We start from the raw sequence: 15,778 nt of genomic DNA, 5'->3' as shown, positions 1-15,778 counted from the left end.
CCCCCACACACCGCCCCGTGCCCTGCCGCATGTCTCCCCCCATGTGCGTCGCCGCGCCCGAAAAGGCCCGTCTTTGTTGCATTCCCGGCATGGCGCGGCTATAAGCCCGCCTTCGTCCGCGGCATGCGCCCCCCTGGAGGCGTGCCGGCGGCCGAAGACGCATGCCCGTATCTGCGGAACGCGTCGTTTTAGACTCTTATCAATGTTAGGACGAGTGCCATGACTGCCATCAAGGAACTGAAGGCTGTGGCGCGCCCGCGGGCCGGCAAGGGGGCCGCCCGTGCCGAGCGCCGCGCCGGGCGCGTGCCCGCCGTGATCTACGGCGAGAAGCAGGAGCCGGTGACGATCTCCCTGAACTTCATCGAGATCAACAAGGTCATCTATGCCGGCCACTTCCTGACCACGCTGTTCGAGATCGACGTGGACGGGACCAAGCACCGCGTGATCCCCCGCGACTACCAGCTGGACGTGGTCAAGGACTTCCCCCTGCACGTGGACTTCCTGCGCGTCTCCAAGGGCGCGACCGTGACGGTGGAAGTGCCGGTGCACTTCGTGAAGCAGGAGGCCTCGCCCGCGCTCAAGGCCGGCGGCACCCTGAACGTGGTGGCCCACGCCGTCGAGCTGGAGTGCCCGGCCGAAGCGATCCCCGCCGCCGTCGAGGTGGACCTGACCGGTGCCGGCTACGGCGACAGCTTCCACCTGTCCAGCCTCAAGCTGCCGGCGGGCGTGACCTGGGCCGGCCATGGCGATGACACCCTGGCCACCATCGTCGCCCCCGTGGGCGCCGAGGAGCCGGCCGCCGAGGCCTCCGAGGGCTGATCCTCCGGCCTTTCGCCACATCGTCTGAGACGTTCTTCGGGCCGGAGGTCGCCACATGTTCCTGTTCGCAGGGCTCGGCAATCCCGGCCCGAAATATGCCGGCAACCGGCACAATATCGGCTTCATGGCGCTCGACGCCATCTGCCGCCGCCACCGCCTCGGCCCGCTGCGCCGCCGCTTCCAGTCCATGGCGGCGGAAGGCGAGATCGCCGGCGAGAAGGTGATCGCGCTGTTCCCCGAGACCTACATGAACGAGAGCGGGCGTGCCGTCGCCGAGGCCCAGCGCTTCTACAAGATCCCGCTCGACCACATCTTCGTCTTCCATGACGAGCTGGACCTGCCGCCGGCCAAGATCCGCATCAAGAAGGGCGGCGGCAATGCCGGGCACAACGGCCTCAGGTCCATCACCGCCCAATGCGGCAACGACTATTTCCGCGTCCGCCTCGGCATCGGCCATCCCGGCGACAAGGCCATGGTGCATTCCTACGTGCTCAACGACTTCGCCAAGTCAGAGAAGGGCTGGGTGGATGCGGTGAGCGACGCCTGCGCCGATTTTGCCGACCTGCTCGCGCGCAAGCGGCCGGACGAGTTCCAGAACCGCGCCCACCTGTTCCTCGAGGCGCAGGGCTTCGGCGAGCAGAAGCGGGTGGGCGAGAAGAGCTGAGGCGCCCCCGGCGGATGCGGCGCCGGCCGCGTCCGTGCGACGGGTTGCGGAGCCACGCCGTGAGGGGATATGCGGAGGGACGAGAACCGTCCCCGCGACACCCTCACCATCTGACATTGCCGCCGCAACGGCCGGCGGCACAACCCTGAGCGTCCCATGGGCTTCAAATGCGGTATCGTCGGGCTTCCCAACGTGGGCAAGTCCACACTTTTCAACGCGCTCACCCAGACTGCGGCGGCGCAGGCGGCCAACTATCCGTTCTGCACCATCGAGCCCAATGTGGGTGACGTGGCGGTGCCCGACCCGCGGCTCGACACTTTGGCCTCCATCGCCGGCTCCGGGCAGATCATCCCTACCCGCCTCACCTTCGTGGACATTGCCGGCCTGGTGCGCGGCGCCTCCAAGGGCGAGGGGCTGGGCAACCAGTTCCTCGCCAACATCCGCGAATGCGACGCCATCGCCCATGTGGTGCGCTGCTTCGAGGACGGCGACGTGACCCATGTGGAGGGCAAGATCTCCCCCGTGGACGACATCGAGACCATCGAAACCGAGCTGATGCTCGCCGACCTCGAAAGCCTGGAGAAGCGCGCCGCCGCGCTGGAGAAGAAGGCCAAGGGCGCCGACAAGGAGGCGAAGGAGACCCTCGACCTCATGACCCGCGCCCTCGTCCTCCTGCGCGAGGGCAAGCCCGCCCGCCTCGCCGAGGTGAAGCCGGAGGAGGAGAAGCTGTTCTCCCAGCTCGGCCTCATGACCGCAAAGCCGGTGCTCTACGTGTGCAACGTGGAGGAGGCCTCGGCCAAGGAGGGCAATTCCCTCTCCGCCCAGGTGTTCGAGCGCGCGCGGCAGGAAGGCGCCAAGGCGGTGGTGGTCTCGGCCAAGATCGAGAGCGAGATCGCCGTGCTGCCCCCCGAGGAGCAGAAGGACTATCTGGAGGCCATCGACCTGGAGGAGCCCGGCCTCAACCGGGTGATCCGCGCCGGCTACGACCTGCTCCAGCTCCTCACCTACTTCACCGTAGGGCCGAAGGAGGCGCGGGCCTGGACCATCACGGCCGGCACCAAGGCGCCGGCGGCGGCGGGCGTGATCCATTCGGATTTCGAGAAGGGCTTCATCCGCGCCGAGACCGTCGCCTACGACGACTATGTGAAGTTCAAGGGCGAGAGCGGCGCCCGCGAGGCCGGGCGCTTCCGCCTGGAAGGCAAGGACTACACCGTCGCCGACGGCGACGTGCTGCATTTCCGCTTCGCCAACTGAGCAGGGGGCCGGGCATGACCGGGAGCGAAGGTCCGTTGGAGATCGGCCGCTTCACCTTCACGCGCGACGAGATCCTGCGCTTTGCCCGGGATTTCGATCCCCAGCCTTTTCATGTGGACGAGGCGGCGGCCGCCGCTTCCCATTTCGGGGGCCTCGTCGCCTCCGGCTGGCACACGGTCTGCACCTGGATGGGCCTGTTCGTCCGCGCCAACGGCGCTGCGGCCGGCCTGCCGCCGGATCACCCGGCCGTCCTCTCTCCGGTGGGCGTGGGCTTCGGGCTCGAAGTCCTGAAATGGCCGGCACCGGTCCGCGCCGACGACACCATCGTCTTCTTCACCGAGGTCCTGGAGGCCCGCCCCAGCGGCACCCGGCCCGGCTGGACCATCTACCACCGCCGCAACAGCGCGCGACGCCAGGACGGCACGGAAGTCCTCTCCTTCGAGCTGAGGCACATGGCTCCGGCGCCGACCTCCTGAAACGGGCTGCTCCACGGGATTGAGCCACACGCCACACTTATCCAGCGGCGTCCTCGCCCTCCCCCACCTTGACGTTTGCGGCATCCTCGCCTTCCATCGCAGTCCAACGACAGGAGGGGCGCCTTGCCCGACATCTTCTTCGAAGATTTCATCATCGGTGAGGTGAAGACGTTCGGCTCGCATCAGGTCTCCCGGGAGGAGATCATCGCGTTCGCCGGCGAGTTCGATCCCCAGCCCATGCATCTCGACGAGGCGGCCGGCAAGGCCTCGCTGCTCGGCGGCATGGCGGCCTCCGGATGGCACAGCTGCGCCATCCTGATGCGGCTCATCTGTGACGGCTTCCTGCTGCGCACCGCCGGCATGGGCTCGCCCGGCGTCACCGAGAACAAGTGGCTTGCCCCGATCTTTCCGGACGACGTGCTCACCATGCGCCGCACGGTGCTGGAAAGCCGCACCTCGAAGAGCAAGCCGGAGATGGGCCTCGTCACCTTCCGATTCGAGCTGGTGAAGCCGGACAAGACCGTGGCCATGTCACAAGTCTGCGTGATCATGATCGGCCGCCGCAATCCGGGAGCACGCCTCGCATGACCTATTTCGAGGAACTGGAGATCGGCGCCCGCGAGACGCTGGGCCGCCACACCTTCAGGCAGGAGGAAATGATCGCCTTCGCCCGGCTGTATGATCCCCAGCCCTTCCACGTGGACCCGGAGGCGGCCCGGCGCAGCCATTTCGGCGCGCTGGTGGCGTCCGGCTGGCACACGGCGGCCATGTGGATGAAGTTCTTCATCGCCTACAATGTGGGCTCGGCCAAGGCCCTGGAGGCCAAGGGCGGACGCATGCTGGAAGTGGGCCCCTCCCCCGGCTTCACCAACCTGCGCTGGCTCAAGCCGGTCTATGCGGGCGACACCATCACCTACGCCACCGAGGCGCGCGAGAAGATCGCCACCCGCGGCCGCCCCCAATGGGGCCTGCTGAAGGCCTACAATTCCGGCACCAACCAGCACGGTGACCTGGTGATCGACTTCGAGAGCGCCGTCCTGGTGGCGCGCAAGGGCGGCTGAGCCTCGCGGCGGCACAAGGCCGCCCTCCCCTCAGCCCTCCAGCTCCTCCTTCAGGATTTCGAGCCGCAGCCACTCTTCCTCGGCGGTGTCCAACGCGCCCTGCGCCTCCGCGAGCGCGGCGGAAGTCTTCTGGAAGCGGGCCGGGTCGCGGGCATAGAGGGTGGGGTCGGCGATCTCCGCCGCGAGCTTTTCCACCTTGGCCCTGAGCGTATCCATGGTCTTGGGCAGGGTCTTGAGGGCGTGCTGCTCGTGGAAGGACAATTTGCGCTTGTCCTTGCCCTGCGCCACGCCCGCCTGCGACGCACCCGCCTGCGACGCACCACCCTGCGACGCACTCTTGCCCTGGCCGGCCCCGCCCTTTGCCCGGGCCGACGGCGCGCTCTTGTCCCGCGCCTCCACCCCGCGACCGCGCTGGGTCACCATGTCCGAATAGCCGCCGGCATATTCGCTGAAGACGCCCTCGCCCTCGGCAACGATGACGCTGGAAACCGTGCGGTCGAGGAAGTCGCGGTCGTGGCTCACCAGGATCACCGTGCCGGGATAATCGGCCACCATCTCCTGGAGCAGGTCCAGGGTTTCGAGGTCGAGGTCGTTGGTGGGCTCGTCCAGCACCAGCATGTTGGAGGGCAGCGCCAGCGCACGCGCCAGCATCAGCCGCCCGCGCTCGCCGCCCGACAGCACGGAGAGCGGCGCGTTCGCCTGGTCGGGCGTGAACAGGAAGTCCTTGAGATAGCCGATGACATGCTTGGGCTGGCCGCCCACCATCACCTGGTCCGAGCCGCCGCCGGTGAGCGCATCCTTGAGGGTGGTCGCGGGATCGAGCGCCGCGCGCTTCTGGTCGAGGCTGGCGATCTCCAGATTGGTGCCGAGCTTCACCGTGCCACTGTCGGGGGCAAGCTCGCCGGTCAGCAGCTTGATGAGCGTGGTCTTGCCGGCGCCGTTGGGGCCGATGATGCCGATGCGGTCGCCGCGCAGGATGCGGGTGGAGAAATCCTTCACCACCGCCCGGTCGCCGTAGGACTTGGCAATGCCCTTGGCCTCGATGACCAGCTTGCCGGAGGTTTCCGCCTCGCTCACCGTGAGCTTCACATTGCCCACGGCGCGGCGCTCCTCCCGGCGGTCCTTGCGCATGGAGTGCAGCAAACCGAGGCGCCGCACGTTGCGCTTGCGGCGCGCCGTGACGCCGTAGCGCAGCCAGTCCAGTTCCGCGACGATCTTGCGGTCGAGCTTGTGGCGCTCGGTCTCCTCCTGCTCCAGCACCTCGTCGCGCCAGGCCTCGAAGGCGGCAAAGCCCTGTTCGAGGCGCCGGGTCTGGCCCCGGTCGAGCCAGACGGTGGCGCGCGACAGGGTCTCCAGGAAGCGCCGGTCGTGGCTGATGAGGACGATGGCGGACCTCAGCCCCCTCAGTTCGCTCTCCAGCCATTCGATGGCCGGCAGATCGAGGTGGTTGGTGGGCTCGTCGAGGAGCAGCACGTCCGGCTCCGGCGCGATCACGCGCGCCAGGGCCGCCCGCCGGGCCTCGCCGCCGGAGAGGTTGGAAGGGTCTTCCCGGCCGGTCAGGCCCAGTTCCTCAAGGAGATACTGGGCCCGATAGGCGTCGTCGCCCGGCCCCAGGCCCGCCTCCACATAGGACAAGGTGGTGGCGTGGCCGGAGAAGTCGGGCTCCTGCGGCAGATAGCGCACGGTGGCGCCGGGCTGGAAGAAGCGGGAGCCGGAATCCGGCGCCACCAGCCCCGCCGCCACCTTCAGCAGCGTCGACTTGCCGGAGCCATTGCGCCCGACAAGGCACACGCGCTCGGAGGCGGAAACGGAAAGTTCCGCCCCGTCGAGCAGGGGTGTCGCGCCAAAGCGCAGATGGATGTCCTGGAGGAGAACGAGCGGAGGAGCCATGGCGCCGGCTTAATGCCCCCTGCGCCGGAAGGCAAAGGGGTTCGTGCGGCGCCAGCCGCTGCGGTCCTGTCCAAGGACAAGCGGAGCACGCCGCCCGGACGTAAAAGCCCGGCCGGAACGCCCCATTAAACCATCAATGAAGTGTGGAAGTTCCGTTAAGCTTGGACATCTGGTCCTTGAGAACCAGTTTCTTGCGCTTGAGCTCGGCAATGCGAATGGGGTCGGAAGCCGGATGGGCGAGTTCGCGATTGAGTTCCTGCTCGATGGCCTGGTGGCGCCGCTTCAACTCTTGAAGGTGCGACTGGATGGACATTCTGAGCCACTCCCTGTCTGCATCACGACATGAGTTTGTCACGGAGCCGACGAAGAGTCGATTGCCTTTCTGGCTGCTCCGGCAAGCTCCCATCTTGCAGCGCGGCAAGCGCGTGCCATAGTCATTGCCGAATTCGGGGGAAGGGCGGACGGCCCGGCGCGCAACAGCCTCGGTTGCGGCAGCGGGGTCGGGCGGAACGTCTTGCAGGGGCATCCGCGCCGATGGTGCGGGGCCCCGGTGGGCGGATGCCGACCCTGCCGGTGACGGATGTGGGAATGACCAACGACGACGAACGCGATCTCAGGATCCATCTGGAGCGGCTGAAGCAGGAGCATCGCGACCTGGACACCGCCATCGACGCGCTGATGGCGGTGTCCGGCTCGGACGTGCTGCAGATCCAGCGGCTGAAGAAACGCAAGCTGCAGCTCAAAGACCGCATCAGCCAGGTGGAAGACCAGCTGTTCCCGGACATCATCGCCTGAGCCGGGAGCGCAAGGCACCCTCCGCACCCCCGGGCGCGCCGGGGGCCGATGGGGTGGCAGACGCCCCCGGAGCCGGTCAGAGCTGCGCCAGCAACGCCGCGGCGCTGGAGACATCGGCCTTGGACGGCACGTCCTCCACATTGAGGCTCTTCACCACGCCGTCTTCCACCACCATGGAATAGCGCTTGGAGCGCACGCCGAGACCGGCGGCCGAGCCGTCGAAGGTAAGGTCCAGGGCGGCGGAGAAGGACGCGTCCGGATCGGACAGGAACACGATCTTGCCGTCCGCGCCCGAAGCCTTCTCCCACGCGCCCATGACGAACGGATCGTTCACCGCCACCACGGCGATGGCATCCACGCCCTTGGCCTTGATGGCGTCGGCCTCGTGCACGTAGCCCGGCAGGTGGTTCTTGTGGCAGGTGGGCGTGAAGGCGCCCGGCACCGCGAAGAGCACCACCTTCCTGCCCTTGAAGATCTCGTCGGTGGTCTTCGGCACGGGGCCGTCTTCGGTGGGAACGCGGAAGGTGGCGTTGGGCAGTTTGTCGCCGACCGAGATGGGCATCGTTTTCTCCGAAAGTCGCAGGCCGTTCCGGCCCGCGCCGACAATACGGGGTTTTACGGAGGAGAAAAGCACGCCGGGCGGGCGGGGCCGCCGCCCGCATGGAGGGGCCGCCTTCAGGGTTTCGGCACGGGCACGGTGGTCGTGACCGCCCTGGAGCCATCCACCAGGGTCAGGGTGAGCGCCGCCCCCGCCGGGTCGATGCCGGACGGCACCCCGTCAAGCGGCACCACGAAGCGGGCGGCGCCATCGGGTAGGGCGGTCTTCTGCGGCAGCGGCAGCGCCCAGTGTGCATCGGGGCCTTCGGCAAACAGGTCCGCCTTGGGGCTGGACGCCTTCACGTCGATGACGAGGCGGGCGGGCGTCGCCGCCGTGTCGAGCGCGACGGCCCGCACCGAAGGCACGTCCCCCGCTCCCAGCGCCTGCGGAACGGGCACGGAGCCGCGGGCGGCAACGATGCGCGCCGCATCCGCCCCGCCGGCCGCGTCGATCACCAGCGCCAGGTCCACCTTCGCCGGCATGCACAGGGCCTCGCACACGGCGAAATCGAACGCGACCTGAAGCCGGGCCGGCTTGCCGGGGTCGGCAAGCCGCACCTTCAGCGGGAACAGCACCGCCCCCTTGTAGCCGATGGAGGAGCCGCCGCCGCCGTCGGCGAAGCGCCTGGGTGCCGGCCACTCCATCTCGACGCCGGCCACGTTCTGCGACCCCTCAAACGACAGGGCCGGCGGCACGCCGCTGTCGCCGGGATAGCGCCAGTAGGTCTTCCATCCGGGCGCGAGGCGCACCTCGATGCCGGCATCGGCCTGGGCGGCGGACACGGCGCCGGCGATGAGCTCCACCTCCGCACCCGGCACCTTCGCGAGGGATTCCGCGCGGGCGGCCGGCGCGCCGGCGCACAGGCCCGACAGGATAAGGGCAGCGAGCCGCAGGCGGCCGCATTCAGCAAACATTCGCAGCGCGATCATGCCCCAGCCGGTAGCCTCTCCAAGGCGGCGCGCAAAGCCCTCCGCGTGCACAAGCGTGTGACAGGCAACGGCGCCGCAGCGATGAATGGGGTCTCGCGGGGGTGGCCTCCCGCTCAATTCGCATTTCCAAAAGCGCCGATGCGCGGTACCCTTCTAAGATGAATGCGAGCCAGAAACCCAACGTCCCAGGCGACGGGTCGAGCTTTCTCGACGGGCAGTTGCTCATTGCCATGCCCACCATGCGCGACGAGCAGTTCGCACGCACCCTTGTCTACCTGTGCGCCCACTCGGCGGAGGGAGCCATGGGCATCGTGGTGAACCAGCCCGCGAGCCATATCGACTTCACCGATCTCCTGGTTCAGCTGGATGTGATCCCCTCTTCCGAGCGCATCCTGCTGCCCAAGAGCGCCGGGGCCGTCAAAGTCCTGCGCGGCGGGCCGGTGGAGACGGGGCGCGGCTTCGTGCTGCACTCGGCCGACTATTTCGTCGAGAATTCCACCCTGCCCATCGACAACGGCATCTGCCTCACGGCGACGCTGGACATCCTGAAGGCCATCGCCGGGGGACGCGGACCGCGCAGCGCGGTGCTGGCGCTCGGCTATGCCGGATGGGCGCCCGGCCAGCTGGAAACCGAGATCCAGGCCAATGGCTGGCTGAACTGCCCGGCCGACCAGGACCTGATCTTCGGCGAGGGTGTGGAGACGAAATACGCCCTCGCCTTGCGCAGGCTCGGCATCGAACCCGGCATGCTTTCGAGCGACGCCGGCCACGCCTGACGCCGGCAGGGCCGGCGGAATGCTTCAGCCCTCGCCCCAGCGGCGGGGCCGATAGAAGGTGTGCACGCCGATGCGGTCGAGCTTGCGCATCTCCCGCACCCAGCTCGGATGCACCCAATAGGCATGGTAATGGGTGGCCCGGCCCACGCTGGCGAGCCACAATTTGCCGTCCAGCATGTCGGCGGCGATCTCCTTTGCCTGCACCCACATGTCCGGCTCGCGCACCACGTCGCGCACGTTGTCGCAGGCGAAGGTGAACTGGCAGGCCAGGTGCCGGTGGGCGTTCTGGTATACCGCGCCGCAGACATCGTTGGGGTAGTAGCCCGAGAACACGCGGTTGACGATGACCTGCGCCACCGCGATCTGCCCGCGCTTGGGCTCGCCGCGGCTTTCGAAATAGATGGCTTCGGCCAGGCACTTCTGCGCCCGCGCCAGCTGCTCGCCGCCCAGGCTGAGACGTTGGGCGGGCGAGGGCCAGATGCCGTCGCGCTCGCCCTCCTCCGCGGCCTCCACCGCCTCGGCGCCCGCGCTGGTGGCGATCTCGGCGTGCCCGTCGGGCCGCGACGCCGGCAGCGGCACCAGGCCCTGCTCGGCAAGGGCGTGATATTCGAAGGCGAGCGCCGGGAACACGTCGGGATCGCGGCTGAACACGGCCACCGGATCGTGATGCAGCGCCGGCTCCCCGCCCGCCGCGTGGGGGGTGGGCAAGACCTCCTCGGCGGGGGCAGCCTCGCGCACCGCTCCGAAATCGGGTCCGAATGACGCATCCTCGGCGATGGGACCGGAATTGTCCTGGATCAGGGGCAGTTCCAGCAGCAGGTCGAGGGCGAGCTCCAGATGGGGCTGGCTCAGCCCGGTGCGCGACGGCGCATCCTCGGCATCGAGAACCAGCGGCGGGGGATAGGCGAAGGCGTCGTCGTCCGACGCCGTGGAGGGCGCCGCTCCGGGCGAAGGGGCATGGTCGTCGGCCACCGGCGCGCCTGCGATGGCGGCGGCGCGCAGCGCCTCGGGCGGGACGCCGGGCGGCAGGGCCGTACCGGTGAGCGCGGCGGTGACGATGACCGCCCCCGGCCGAATCACGCGCGGCGCGTCCTGCACCGCGGCGCGGGGGTCCGGCAGGCCCGTGCCGATGGGCTGGGGCAGGTCCAGCGTGGTGACCTTGAGCGCACGTGCCGGCCCCGCCAGCACGCCCCGCCCCGAGATCACGGGGGATTGTGAATCGGCGCCATCCGCCCCGGCGATTGCGGGCGGCACGGCGGCGAAAGCGGCGGCGAGCAGAAAAGGCGTCACGACGCGCCTGATGCCCGTCCCTCGGTCTCGGCGAAACTCCATGGCCCGTGCCCTTGACGTGTCATCGTGTCCCTAATGGGGCGCCGGCACGTTGCCCGGCGATCACACGCAAGAGCATTGTCCAATCAGTCTTGCCCGGAGGTTAATCGCGCGGCCAGCTCCGCCTCGCGGGCGAATGGTGTCCGGGCACTGGGCGTGAGGCGGCGGGCGCGGGCAAGGCCATGGGTGCCGAAGCGCACGCGGATGGCCTCCTCCACCCATTTTTCCTCCTGCGCGGCCCGATGGGCGGCGCGCCGCCCGTCCTCGTCGAGGAACCTCCGATGGCTTGCGACGGCGGCATCGAAGGCGTCGAGCCCCTCCCCCGTCGCGGCCGACAGGCGGATGACCGGCACCGTCCAGCCCGCCGCGCCGGATCCGGAAAGTGAAAGTGCGCCAGCGACTTCCGAGGCAGCCCGCCGCGCCACCTCGGCCATGTCGGCCTTGGTGACGACGATGATGTCGGGCAGTTCCATGACGCCTGCCTTCATGAACTGGAGACTGTCGCCCGAGGCCGGCTGGATGCACAGCACCACCGTGTCGGCGACGAGGGAGATATCCGCCTCGGACTGGCCGACACCGACGGTTTCCACGATCACGAGGTCGTAGACCGCGCGCAGCAGGACCACCGCCGCCACCGAATCATCCGACAGCCCGCCGAGCCGGTCACGTGCGGCCATGGACCGCACGAACACGCCGCGGTCCTCCGGGTCGGTCTTCATGCGGGCGCGGTCGCCCAGCAGGGCGCCGCCGGTGCGCCGCGAGGACGGGTCCACCGCCAGCACCGCAACCGTGCGGCCGGCGGCGCGGGCGCGCTGCACCAGCGCATTGGTGAGGGTGGACTTGCCGACGCCGGGCGGCCCGGTCAGCCCCAGCACGTGGGCCTTGCCGGCCTCCGCCGCCTGGTCGAGCAGGGCGACGAGGTCCGGCGCGCCGCGGCGGGTCTCCACCAGCGCAAGCGCGGTGGCCACCGCGCGTTTTCCGCCCGTGCGCACGGTGTCGAGATCGAGCAGGGGGGTGGCGGCGGCGGTGGATGCGAGAGGCGGCATGGTGCGAAGTCTAGAGCGCGATCCAAGCAAAATGAATCCATTTGCTCGGTGAATCGCCCTCCAGCCCAAAGAAAGAGAGCGCGGTGCGAAAACGCTTCGCCCCGGCCATGGGCGCAGCAACGGAAAAAGGCGCCGGCCAAGGCCGGCGCCTTTCCCACTGATCGGAACCGTGCGGGGGAACGGAACCGATCAACAGCCCTGAAATCGTCGTATCAGCAGTTGCCGCGGGACACCCGCACCACCGCGCCATTGCTCTGGCGCAGATAGCAGCGGCCGTCATTGCCCCAGAAGTAGTAAGCGCGGTTGCGATCCTGCTGGTTCCCGATGATGGCGCCGGTGGTGCCGCCGATGATGGCACCCGCCGCGACACCACCCGCCGTGCCGGTGGCCGCGCCGCCGATGAGCGCGCCCGCCGTGCCGCCGATGAGCGCGCCGCCCACCGTGTTGTTCTGCGCCGCGGCGGGCGCCACGGTGCCAGCAAAGGTGGCGACCGCAAGGGCAAGGGCGAGGCCGGAACGGATGGTCATGATCTTCCTTTCCGCAGCCATCGGATCTGGCCGATGGCGTGCTGCGATGGATGCTGATCTAGCAAAGCCAACATGAACGCCAGATGAGCAGGATGTTAGGCCGACATGCAGCTTCGCAACCGTTCTGCATCGGCCGCATTCTGCCGTAAAGGGCCGCGTGCACGTTGGGGCAGCAATGGACCTTGATACCGCCAATGCGAGCAATTGTCGCCACGGAAGCCGACACCCTTCAACCGGGAACGGCTCTTGCATCGCGGCATGGGTTCGGTGCAGGCTCCGGCACCCTCGTTCCAGGACAGTCATTCATGAGCGAACGCAACCCCTTCGGCGGGACCATCACCCACCTTTCGCCGGCGGAGGTCCGCCAGGGCCTCGCCGACGGCACTATCCTTCTCGTGGACGTGCGCGAGGCGAACGAGATCCAGGCCGAGCGAATCCCAGGCGCCACGCCCTTTCCGCTGAGCAAGTTCGATCCCTCCGCCCTGCCCGACCCCGAGGGCAGGCGCCTCGTCTTCTCGTGCCGCTCCGGCCAGCGCTCGCAGCAGGCCGCAGCCTTCGCCCAGAAAGCGGGCCTGCCCTATGAGGAGCACATGAAGGGCGGCATCATCGGCTGGCGCGAAGCCGGCTTCGAGGTCGATCGCGGCTGAGCCGCGAACGGACCGCCGCAACGAAACGAAAAACGCGCCGCGCGGTCTGCCGCGCGGCGCGTTTTTGTTCAGCGGGGCTGGAGCCCGGTCAGGCCGTGGCGGCGTCGAGCTCGGCGACGATGGCCTTGCCCATGTCCTGCGTGCCGATGGTCTGCGTGCCCGGACCGGCGATGTCGCCGGTCCGCTTGCCGGACGCCAGCACGCCGGCAATGGCCTGGTCGATGCGGTCTGCGACGTCGCCTTGGTTGAACGAATAGCGCAGGGCCATGGCCAGCGAGCCGATCATGGCGATGGGGTTGGCGATGCCCTTGCCGGCAATGTCCGGCGCCGAGCCGTGCACCGGCTCGTAGAGCGCAGCACGCTTGCCGGTGGCGGGGTCCGCCGCGCCCAGCGAGGCGGAGGGCAGCATGCCCAGCGAGCCGGTGAGCATGGCCGCGATGTCGGAGAGGATGTCGCCGAACAAATTGTCGGTGACGATCACGTCATACTGCTTGGGCCAGCGCACCAGCTGCATGGCCAGCGAATCGGCGAGGTTGTGCTCCAGCTCCACGTCCTTGTAGGCGCGCTCGTGGAGGGCGGTGACCACATCCTTCCAGAGCACGCCGGACTTCATGACGTTGTGCTTCTCGGAGGAGGTCACCTTGTTGCGGCGGGTCCGGGCCAGCTCGAAGGCCACCGCGGCGATGCGCTCGATCTCGTAGGTGTCGTACACTTGGGTGTCGATGGCGCGCTTCTGGCCGTTGCCGAGGTCGATGATGGTCTTCGGCTCGCCGAAATAGACGCCGCCGGTCAGCTCGCGCACGATGAGGATGTCGAGCCCCTCCACCACCTCGCGCTTGAGGGAGGAGGCGTCGGCCAGCGCCGGGTAGCAGATGGCCGGGCGCAGATTGGCGAACAGCTGCAGGTCCTTGCGCAGGCGCAGCAGGCCCGCCTCGGGGCGCGCCTCATAGGGCACGCTCGCCCATTTGGGGCCGCCCACGGCGCCGAGCAGGACCGCGTCCGCCGCCTTGGCACGGGCCATGGCGTCCTCGGAAATGGCGGCGCCGTGCGCATCATAGGCGCAGCCGCCCACCAGATCCTCTTCGATGGCGAAGGAGGCGAGACCCGCCTGGTCGAGCCATGCGGCCACCCGTTTCACCTCGGCCATCACTTCGGGGCCGATGCCGTCGCCGGCGAGGAGGAGCAGCTTGTGGGTGGCCATGGGTGGTGTCCTTGGAGTTCTCTTGTGCGTTCTTCTGGGCCTGCGGCGTCGAGCCGTGCTGGCATCGAGCCGTCCTGGCACTGTCGCCACCCTGAAGGCGGCGGTTCCGGCGCGGAGTGCTACGGCCTCGCCTCTTCAAGCGCAAGGGCGCCGGCGCAAGATCGTTGCTGCAGTGCGGCGTCAGCCGCCCTTCACGAAGGCGGCGAAGGCCTCCGCGTAGTCCTTGTGCCAGCGCGACAAGGGTGGCCGGTTGGCGATGATGTCCCCCGCCGCCCAGGCAATGCGCTTCTCGTCGAGGGCGCGGGTCACGTCATTGTCCGGGCACAGGATGTAGAAATCGCCGGCATCAAGGCGCTCCAGCATGAAATCCACGGTCTGTTCCGCCGTCCAGGCCCCGGCCGGCTTCTCCGTCCGCCCGCTGGCCGCAAGCGGCGTGAAGACGAAGCCGGGAATGAACAAATGCGCCGTGACCGCGCAGCCCTCGGTGTTGCGCAATTCGTGGGCGAGAGCCTCGGTGAACACCTTCACCCCGGCCTTGGAGACGTTGTAGGCGGGGTCCCCCGGCGGGGTGGTGATGCCCTGCTTGGAGCCGGTGTTGACGATGAGCCCCGGCTTGCCGCGGGCGATCATCTTCGGCCCGAACACGCGGGAGCCGAGGATGATGCCCCACAGATTCACCGCGATCACCTTCTCCCAATTCTCCAGCGGGCCGAACAGGGCGCTGCCGGGCTGGATGCCGGCATTGTTCAGCAGCACGTCCGTGCCGCCGAAGCGGTCCGCCACCTCTCCTTCCAGCCGCTCGATATCGGACAACTCGCTCACGTCGGTGGCGACGGCGAGGACATCGGCCGCCCCGCCCGCCGCGAGACCCGCGAGACGGGCGGCGGCGGCCTCCAGCTTCTCCCCCGGCAGGTCGGCGATGGCCACCTTCATGCCCCGCGCAGCGAAGCGGGCGGCGGCGGCGAGGCCGATGCCGGAGGCGCCGCCGGTCACGACCGCCACGGCACCGGGAGCAAGGGCGGAATGGGGCATGGCTGTTCTCCTTCAGTGGGAATGCCGTCTCAACGCCGCGTGGCGACGAAGGCTCCCCCGACGATGAGGGCGCAGGCGAGCGCCAGCGACCAGGATGGCGCGGCAAAGCCGGTCGCCACCAGCAGCAGCGTGGACAAGACCGGCGCGGCATAGGAGGCAACGCCCAGAAGACTCACGTCGCCGCGCTTCATGCCGATATCCCAGGTGTAGAAGGCAAGCCCCACCGGACCGACGCCCAGCAGCGCCACCGCCGCCCATTCCAGCGCGCCGGAGGGCCACACGGTGCGCTCCAGCGCCAGATGGCACAGGCCCGCCAGCACCGCCGTGGCGAGGCAGAAGCCGGCCACCGCCTGGGTCGGCACATCCGCGAAATGGCGCGACGCCACCGAGTAGGACGACCAGATGAAGGCGCAGGCGAAGGCGGCCAGATAGCCCGGCGCGAAACGCATCTCGACGCCGGTGAAGCCGCCCTTGCCCAGAAGCAGCACCACGGTTCCCGCAAACCCCATGAGCGCGCCGATGACATGGACGCGGCGCAGCCCGCCCCCCGGCAGGAATGCGGAAAGCAGCACGATGAGCAGCGGCCACAGATAGGCGATGAGCCCGGCTTCCGCCGCCGGCGCCCATTTCAGCGCGGTGAAATAGAGGAAATGGTAGCCGAACAGCCCGCCCACCCCGTGCAGGTAGGCCAGCGGCCGCTGCTTCAGCACGCCGAGCCCCGGCCCGGCCAGCGC

General features: G+C 68.9%; 19 protein-coding genes. 9 read left to right on the top strand and 10 right to left on the bottom strand.

Annotated elements, in window-relative coordinates; all coding sequences use genetic code 11:
- Positions 1-219 precede the first annotated feature (219 nt).
- The 6 genes from K9U40_RS18425 (at position 220) to K9U40_RS18400 (ending at position 4,274) form a co-directional block, all read left to right on the top strand.
- The gene (locus tag K9U40_RS18425) at positions 220-819 is read left to right on the top strand and encodes a 50S ribosomal protein L25/general stress protein Ctc (protein WP_282891596.1); all 600 of its coding nucleotides are present in this window, start codon (positions 220-222) and stop codon (positions 817-819) included.
- A 55-nt stretch (positions 820-874) separates the two neighbouring features.
- Complete coding sequence (gene pth, locus K9U40_RS18420) at positions 875-1,483, top strand: aminoacyl-tRNA hydrolase (protein ID WP_282891595.1); 609 nt, start codon at positions 875-877, stop codon at positions 1,481-1,483.
- A 156-nt stretch (positions 1,484-1,639) separates the two neighbouring features.
- On the top strand, positions 1,640-2,737 hold the full coding sequence (gene ychF, locus K9U40_RS18415; RefSeq protein WP_282891594.1) for a redox-regulated ATPase YchF: 1,098 nt from the start codon (positions 1,640-1,642) through the stop codon (positions 2,735-2,737).
- A gap of 14 nt (positions 2,738-2,751) precedes the next feature.
- Positions 2,752-3,213 (top strand): MaoC/PaaZ C-terminal domain-containing protein, encoded by a 462-nt coding sequence (locus K9U40_RS18410; RefSeq protein ID WP_282891593.1) that lies wholly within the window; start codon positions 2,752-2,754, stop codon positions 3,211-3,213.
- A 123-nt stretch (positions 3,214-3,336) separates the two neighbouring features.
- Positions 3,337-3,801 carry a MaoC family dehydratase gene (locus K9U40_RS18405; protein WP_282891592.1) on the top strand — a complete coding sequence of 155 codons (465 nt, stop codon included), beginning with the start codon at positions 3,337-3,339 and terminating at the stop codon, positions 3,799-3,801.
- Positions 3,798-4,274, top strand: coding sequence for a MaoC family dehydratase (locus K9U40_RS18400; RefSeq protein WP_282891591.1), 477 nt, complete (start codon positions 3,798-3,800; stop codon positions 4,272-4,274). Before K9U40_RS18405 ends, K9U40_RS18400 begins: the two co-directional genes overlap by 4 nt.
- 30 nt (positions 4,275-4,304) lie before the next feature.
- On the opposite strand, the gene K9U40_RS18395 is transcribed toward K9U40_RS18400, so the two are convergent.
- Both K9U40_RS18395 and K9U40_RS18390 read right to left on the bottom strand, forming a co-directional pair.
- Positions 4,305-6,164, bottom strand: coding sequence for an ABC-F family ATP-binding cassette domain-containing protein (locus K9U40_RS18395; RefSeq protein WP_282891590.1), 1,860 nt, complete (start codon positions 6,162-6,164; stop codon positions 4,305-4,307).
- Positions 6,165-6,297: 133 nt separating this feature from the next.
- Complete coding sequence (locus K9U40_RS18390; protein WP_282891589.1) at positions 6,298-6,477, bottom strand: YdcH family protein; 180 nt, start codon at positions 6,475-6,477, stop codon at positions 6,298-6,300.
- Positions 6,478-6,752: 275 nt separating this feature from the next.
- Between K9U40_RS18390 and K9U40_RS18385 the strand changes: the two genes are divergently transcribed.
- The gene (locus tag K9U40_RS18385) at positions 6,753-6,959 is read left to right on the top strand and encodes a YdcH family protein (protein WP_282891588.1); all 207 of its coding nucleotides are present in this window, start codon (positions 6,753-6,755) and stop codon (positions 6,957-6,959) included.
- A gap of 76 nt (positions 6,960-7,035) precedes the next feature.
- Here K9U40_RS18385 and K9U40_RS18380 read toward each other — a convergent pair whose 3' ends face one another.
- Both K9U40_RS18380 and K9U40_RS18375 read right to left on the bottom strand, forming a co-directional pair.
- Positions 7,036-7,521: a peroxiredoxin gene (locus K9U40_RS18380; protein ID WP_282891587.1), complete on the bottom strand. Its 486-nt coding sequence runs from the start codon at positions 7,519-7,521 to the stop codon at positions 7,036-7,038.
- Between the two features lie 113 nt (positions 7,522-7,634).
- On the bottom strand, positions 7,635-8,471 hold the full coding sequence (locus tag K9U40_RS18375) for a protein-disulfide reductase DsbD domain-containing protein (RefSeq protein WP_282891586.1): 837 nt from the start codon (positions 8,469-8,471) through the stop codon (positions 7,635-7,637).
- A gap of 173 nt (positions 8,472-8,644) precedes the next feature.
- Between K9U40_RS18375 and K9U40_RS18370 the strand changes: the two genes are divergently transcribed.
- Positions 8,645-9,262 (top strand): YqgE/AlgH family protein, encoded by a 618-nt coding sequence (locus tag K9U40_RS18370; protein ID WP_282891585.1) that lies wholly within the window; start codon positions 8,645-8,647, stop codon positions 9,260-9,262.
- Between the two features lie 24 nt (positions 9,263-9,286).
- On the opposite strand, the gene K9U40_RS18365 is transcribed toward K9U40_RS18370, so the two are convergent.
- From K9U40_RS18365 to K9U40_RS18355, 3 genes are all read right to left on the bottom strand, one after another.
- On the bottom strand, positions 9,287-10,552 hold the full coding sequence (locus tag K9U40_RS18365; protein WP_282891584.1) for a cell wall hydrolase: 1,266 nt from the start codon (positions 10,550-10,552) through the stop codon (positions 9,287-9,289).
- Positions 10,553-10,677: 125 nt separating this feature from the next.
- Positions 10,678-11,637, bottom strand: a complete 960-nt coding sequence (meaB, locus tag K9U40_RS18360; RefSeq protein WP_282891583.1) for a methylmalonyl Co-A mutase-associated GTPase MeaB — start codon at positions 11,635-11,637, stop codon at positions 10,678-10,680.
- A 212-nt stretch (positions 11,638-11,849) separates the two neighbouring features.
- Positions 11,850-12,164: a glycine zipper domain-containing protein gene (locus K9U40_RS18355; RefSeq protein ID WP_282891582.1), complete on the bottom strand. Its 315-nt coding sequence runs from the start codon at positions 12,162-12,164 to the stop codon at positions 11,850-11,852.
- A 305-nt stretch (positions 12,165-12,469) separates the two neighbouring features.
- Here K9U40_RS18355 and K9U40_RS18350 point away from each other — a divergent pair, with 305 nt between their 5' ends.
- Positions 12,470-12,811, top strand: coding sequence for a rhodanese-like domain-containing protein (locus K9U40_RS18350; RefSeq protein WP_282891581.1), 342 nt, complete (start codon positions 12,470-12,472; stop codon positions 12,809-12,811).
- 88 nt (positions 12,812-12,899) lie between these two features.
- Here K9U40_RS18350 and leuB read toward each other — a convergent pair whose 3' ends face one another.
- The 3 genes from leuB to yddG all read right to left on the bottom strand — a co-directional run.
- The gene (leuB, locus tag K9U40_RS18345; protein ID WP_282891580.1) at positions 12,900-14,012 is read right to left on the bottom strand and encodes a 3-isopropylmalate dehydrogenase; all 1,113 of its coding nucleotides are present in this window, start codon (positions 14,010-14,012) and stop codon (positions 12,900-12,902) included.
- 180 nt (positions 14,013-14,192) lie between these two features.
- Positions 14,193-15,044, bottom strand: a complete 852-nt coding sequence (locus tag K9U40_RS18340; RefSeq protein ID WP_282891579.1) for an SDR family NAD(P)-dependent oxidoreductase — start codon at positions 15,042-15,044, stop codon at positions 14,193-14,195.
- 29 nt (positions 15,045-15,073) lie between these two features.
- Positions 15,074-15,778: aromatic amino acid exporter YddG (gene yddG / locus K9U40_RS18335; RefSeq protein WP_282891578.1), on the bottom strand; the 705-nt coding region annotated here is incomplete at its 5' end.

It is taken from the genome of Xanthobacter autotrophicus, assembly GCF_030015065.1.
Lineage (GTDB): Bacteria > Pseudomonadota > Alphaproteobacteria > Rhizobiales > Xanthobacteraceae > Xanthobacter > Xanthobacter autotrophicus_D.
This window is presented reverse-complemented; position numbering and strand designations above follow the sequence as displayed.

Excerpts from the sequence above, each read along its gene's own strand:
- K9U40_RS18425 (WP_282891596.1), top strand. The coding sequence starts at position 220 with ATGACTGCCATCAAGGAACTGAAGGCTGTGGCGCGCCCGCGGGCCGGC.
- pth (WP_282891595.1), top strand. The coding sequence starts at position 875 with ATGTTCCTGTTCGCAGGGCTCGGCAATCCCGGCCCGAAATATGCCGGC.
- ychF (WP_282891594.1), top strand. The coding sequence starts at position 1,640 with ATGGGCTTCAAATGCGGTATCGTCGGGCTTCCCAACGTGGGCAAGTCC.
- K9U40_RS18410 (WP_282891593.1), top strand. The coding sequence starts at position 2,752 with ATGACCGGGAGCGAAGGTCCGTTGGAGATCGGCCGCTTCACCTTCACG.
- K9U40_RS18400 (WP_282891591.1), top strand. The coding sequence starts at position 3,798 with ATGACCTATTTCGAGGAACTGGAGATCGGCGCCCGCGAGACGCTGGGC.
- K9U40_RS18395 (WP_282891590.1), bottom strand. The coding sequence starts at position 6,164 with ATGGCTCCTCCGCTCGTTCTCCTCCAGGACATCCATCTGCGCTTTGGC.
- K9U40_RS18390 (WP_282891589.1), bottom strand. The coding sequence starts at position 6,477 with ATGTCCATCCAGTCGCACCTTCAAGAGTTGAAGCGGCGCCACCAGGCC.
- K9U40_RS18385 (WP_282891588.1), top strand. The coding sequence starts at position 6,753 with ATGACCAACGACGACGAACGCGATCTCAGGATCCATCTGGAGCGGCTG.
- K9U40_RS18380 (WP_282891587.1), bottom strand. The coding sequence starts at position 7,521 with ATGCCCATCTCGGTCGGCGACAAACTGCCCAACGCCACCTTCCGCGTT.
- K9U40_RS18375 (WP_282891586.1), bottom strand. The coding sequence starts at position 8,471 with ATGTTTGCTGAATGCGGCCGCCTGCGGCTCGCTGCCCTTATCCTGTCG.
- K9U40_RS18370 (WP_282891585.1), top strand. The coding sequence starts at position 8,645 with ATGAATGCGAGCCAGAAACCCAACGTCCCAGGCGACGGGTCGAGCTTT.
- meaB (WP_282891583.1), bottom strand. The coding sequence starts at position 11,637 with ATGCCGCCTCTCGCATCCACCGCCGCCGCCACCCCCCTGCTCGATCTC.
- K9U40_RS18355 (WP_282891582.1), bottom strand. The coding sequence starts at position 12,164 with ATGACCATCCGTTCCGGCCTCGCCCTTGCCCTTGCGGTCGCCACCTTT.
- K9U40_RS18350 (WP_282891581.1), top strand. The coding sequence starts at position 12,470 with ATGAGCGAACGCAACCCCTTCGGCGGGACCATCACCCACCTTTCGCCG.
- leuB (WP_282891580.1), bottom strand. The coding sequence starts at position 14,012 with ATGGCCACCCACAAGCTGCTCCTCCTCGCCGGCGACGGCATCGGCCCC.
- K9U40_RS18340 (WP_282891579.1), bottom strand. The coding sequence starts at position 15,044 with ATGCCCCATTCCGCCCTTGCTCCCGGTGCCGTGGCGGTCGTGACCGGC.